This window comes from Mycobacterium sp. (assembly GCF_049280035.1).
Taxonomy (GTDB): domain Bacteria; phylum Actinomycetota; class Actinomycetes; order Mycobacteriales; family Mycobacteriaceae; genus Mycobacterium.
This window is the reverse complement of record NZ_JBAPPI010000154.1, coordinates 1-3,607: the sequence shown is the minus strand read 5'-3', so window position 1 is coordinate 3,607 and position 3,607 is coordinate 1. Positions and strand designations below refer to the sequence as shown.

The 3,607-nt window shown below is 66.1% G+C and carries 3 protein-coding genes; all 3 read right to left on the bottom strand.

Features of this window, described 5'->3' with window-relative positions:
• Positions 1-263 precede the first annotated feature (263 nt).
• Positions 264-1,163, bottom strand: coding sequence for an alpha/beta fold hydrolase (locus WAN71_RS04980; protein WP_422224266.1), 900 nt, complete (start codon positions 1,161-1,163; stop codon positions 264-266).
• 113 nt (positions 1,164-1,276) lie between these two features.
• On the bottom strand, positions 1,277-1,561 hold the full coding sequence (locus WAN71_RS04975) for a hypothetical protein (RefSeq protein ID WP_422224265.1): 285 nt from the start codon (positions 1,559-1,561) through the stop codon (positions 1,277-1,279).
• Between the two features lie 307 nt (positions 1,562-1,868).
• Positions 1,869-3,607, bottom strand: a 1,739-nt coding sequence (locus WAN71_RS04970; protein ID WP_422224264.1) for a cation-translocating P-type ATPase, incomplete at its 5' end; no start/stop codon positions are given.

The window sequence follows — 3,607 nt, the reverse complement described above, 5'->3', positions numbered from 1 at the left end:
CGCAACACCTGTCGCATGGCGACCCGCTGCGCCCGGCTGCGCGGCGCTTGCGATCGCCATGAATCGATCTTGCTGCGAGTGCCCGCTGTTAGATGGCCAAAACGTGAATTTGCCGCCTTTTCGAGGTCGTCAGACCTCTGACGCCTACCCGGCAAGACCCCGAGAAGCAGCCGGGTGAAATATTGTCGACCACGTTGACCTGCGCAGAGCGCCACTGGGCTAGGTGCCGATCTCGACGTCGGGCGGTTGGCCGCGTTGGCCGATCACGCCGGAACATCCTGTGGTGTAGGGGGTTCAACGGATCGTGTGAGGGCACGGCTGATTGTGTCTGTGACGAGCCGCGGGGAGTCATGTAGCAGCATGTGTCCGGCGCCGGGCTCGTGCACGAGCATCGCCCGGGGGATGCCGGCGGCTAGATCGTGGGCATGCGCGGGCGGGGTGAGCTTGTCGGCTCCACCAGCGATGACGGTCGTGGCGGCGGAGATAGAACCAAGCGTGTGGTATTGGTCGTAGTTCCGCAGGCTGGGAAGGAACCCGACTTTGGTCGGCAATGGGGTTGCGTTAATGCTTGCGGCGGATACAGCGGCGAGAGCACCGTCGCCCGCGGCGTATCCGGCACATCTCGTCAGGACGGGCCACAGCGGGCGGGCGAGAGCCCGAACTATCCCGTCGGTCATCGAATGCGGCGTGTGCTGCACGAGCCTGTGGAGGATCTTCGCGGCCGGGGTGGCCAATAGCCGGCCGAGGCCCCGGTTGGCGAGTTTGCCTGCAGCAGTGGCGACGAGGACAAGCGATTTCGGTTCGACGGGGCGATGACTGGCGCTCCGCCCGAGGTAGGCCAGGGCTGCCATGCCGCCCATGGAGTGCCCTGCGAGGGTGAGTGGGCCTTTAACGCGAAGCGCTATGAGCAGCGTGGCTAGATCGTCGGCGAGCTGCTCGATGCGGTAAGTGTGCATGGGCGCGTCGGCGGAGTCGCCATGGCCGCGATGGTCGTAGCTGATGATCCGAATGTCATTGCCCCACTCGCGGATCAGCTGACCGATCTGAATATCCCACGACGATTGGTCTAAGCAAAAGCCATGCAGAAGGACCACAGTGTGGTCAGGTGCGCGAGACCCATAGTCACGCACCGACAGCCGCACACCATCACTAGCAGCGACCATCCGGCTGCGGCCGAGAGGCGGGCTGTGTCGCCGGATTCCGGCACCGGGCTGCGCGCTCGAGAATCTACTTTGGCCGTGGTCTGGCGATACCCGGAGCCGGCCATCCGGCGCGCTCACGATGTCGCCGATCGTGCGTAGAGGTAGGCAATTAGTTCAACCCACTCACGGGCGCTCTGCTGGTTCCCCAGCTGAAGGTGTGGCGGGACCAGGCGAGGATGCGACCGGCCGCCCGCTTCGGCCACGGTGGTGCTTATATATATCAGCCAGTATGGGCGGCCTGCTGGCTTGAACGCGCCGCAGATCTCTGCCCGGTCCATTCCGAAAGCGCTTATCCGCTCGCCACCGTCGTCATCGACACAAGTGATGACTCGATGCGAGTCGGCAACGGTCGATGTCATCTTCGATTCCTCCTGCACGTTGGACGGATCATCGGCCGTCTGGGGTTGCACCCGCATCCGCCAGCGGACAGTGCAACTGGCTTGTCAGGTAACTGGCCAGTCAGCTTGCCTGGCAGCGGCGGCTCAATCGGATAGGACACGGTCGAGCTGCTTGCGCGGTTCAATGCCAGTTTGATGAAGGCATCGTCCCAAGCCCGTGGGGGAGGGACGGATTTGTCTGCTGCGCCGAACTATTCGCGCCAAAGTCTATGGTGCGATTGACGATTGGCTTCCGGCCAGCTGGAAGCTGGTCAGTCGCGCTGGAATTTCACGCTTGGTCGGGCTGGACGGCTCCGGCGGTTTTGGCCAACCAGTTGGGCGCGAGCACGGACAAGCCGGTGGCCGCCGCGGTGGCACCAGCCACGCCGGTCCAGGCGACCGGCCCCAGCGGCGTGCAGCCAAAGAAGTGGCTGACGCCAGGAGTCTGGACGATGGCGATCAGAACCGCGGAGCTGCCCAGCGCGGTCGCCACGACCAGTGGGCTGTGCCGCCGGGTTAGCAACGTTTGGGCCAGCTGGGTCGTCACCAGAGCAGTCAATCCCATTGTTGCCGTGCGCCTTTCGGTGCCCGGCGTCCAGCGCCCGATAGCCCAGGCAGCCGTTGCACCGGCGGCCGTGACAGCACCACGGGTGACGATCTGTCGCATCAGCGGAGCGTCCAGTGACGGCGTCGGCGCGGTGAGCACCGATCGTTGGTAGGCCCGCCGCGCCTCGTCGGCCTCTTCCTCGGTGTCGTATTCCTCAGCATCAGGTTCGTCGAACTGCGGCGTGACGGCGACCGCGAGCGCGGGGAACATGTCGGTCAGCAAGTTCACCAGTAGCAGTTGACGGGTTCCCACCGGCGCCCGTCCGCTGCCGAATGCCGTACCGATGATGGTGAACAGCACCTCGCCGACATTGCCACCGACCAGGATCGTCACCGCGTCGCGGACGGCGGCCCACATGCCGCGGCCCTCGACCAACGCGTCGAGCAGCACGCCCAGGTCGTCCTCGGTCAGCACGATGTCGGCGGCACCGCGGGCTGCGGAGGAACCGCGGCCACTCACCCCGATGCCCACGTCAGCCATCCGGATGGCGGCGGCGTCGTTGGCGCCGTCGCCGACCATCGCCGTCACTCGCCCGCTGCGCTGCAGCGCCGCGACGATCTGCACCTTTTGCTCCGGGCTGACCCTGGCGAAGACCTGCACGTCGGCGGCCAGTTTGGCACAGGCGTCCTCGTCGAGGCCGGCGAGGTCGGCGCCGGTGACCACCCGCACATCCGTCGGTAGGCCCAGCTGATGGGCGATCGCCCGCGCGGTCACCGGGTGATCGCCGGTGATCAGCACGACCTTTCGTTCAACGTCCACCAGCGCTTCAATCAACGGGCGTGCCGAGGGTCGTGCGGTATCGGCTAACCCGACGTAGCCGAGCAACTGCAGGTCATGTGCGGCGGCGTCGACGGCATCGGCATCGGTGTCGTCATCGTCTTCGGTGTCGTGCACCCAGCTGCGCTGTGCGACGGCCAGCACACGCAAGCCCTGCTCGGCAAGGCTGTGCACCAAAGACTCAGCATGGTTCAAGTCGGCCTCCGGATCTGCGAACCGGCAGCGCGGCAGCACGACTTCTGGAGCGCCCTTGAGCATCAGCAATGGCTTGGACGGGTCCGCACTCAGCGTGCCGATCGCCGCGGCGAAGCCACGACTGGACTCAAACGGGACCTCCGCGAGCACGGTCCACTCCGAATCGCCATGGGCGTCAAGTGAATCCGCCGCTTTCAGGATTGCCTCGTCGGTGGCGTGAGCGTGACCCCGCCCCTCTTCTGGCTGGGTGGATGCCCAGCCGGCGGCCCGCAAGACGTGGGCGGCCTGCGGGTCGTCCGCGGCGGGGAAGGGGCCTCGCGTCTTGGTCGCGGCCGGCACCGAACGCACCACGCGAAGCCGGTTTTCGGTGAGCGTGCCGGTCTTGTCGAAGCACACGGTGTCGACTCGACCCAACGCTTCGATGGTGCGGGGTGCGCGGACCAGTACTC

Coding starts and splice junctions, on each gene's coding strand:
- WAN71_RS04975 (WP_422224265.1), bottom strand. CDS start 1,561: ATGACATCGACCGTTGCCGACTCGCATCGAGTCATCACTTGTGTCGAT.
- WAN71_RS04980 (WP_422224266.1), bottom strand. CDS start 1,163: ATGGTCGCTGCTAGTGATGGTGTGCGGCTGTCGGTGCGTGACTATGGG.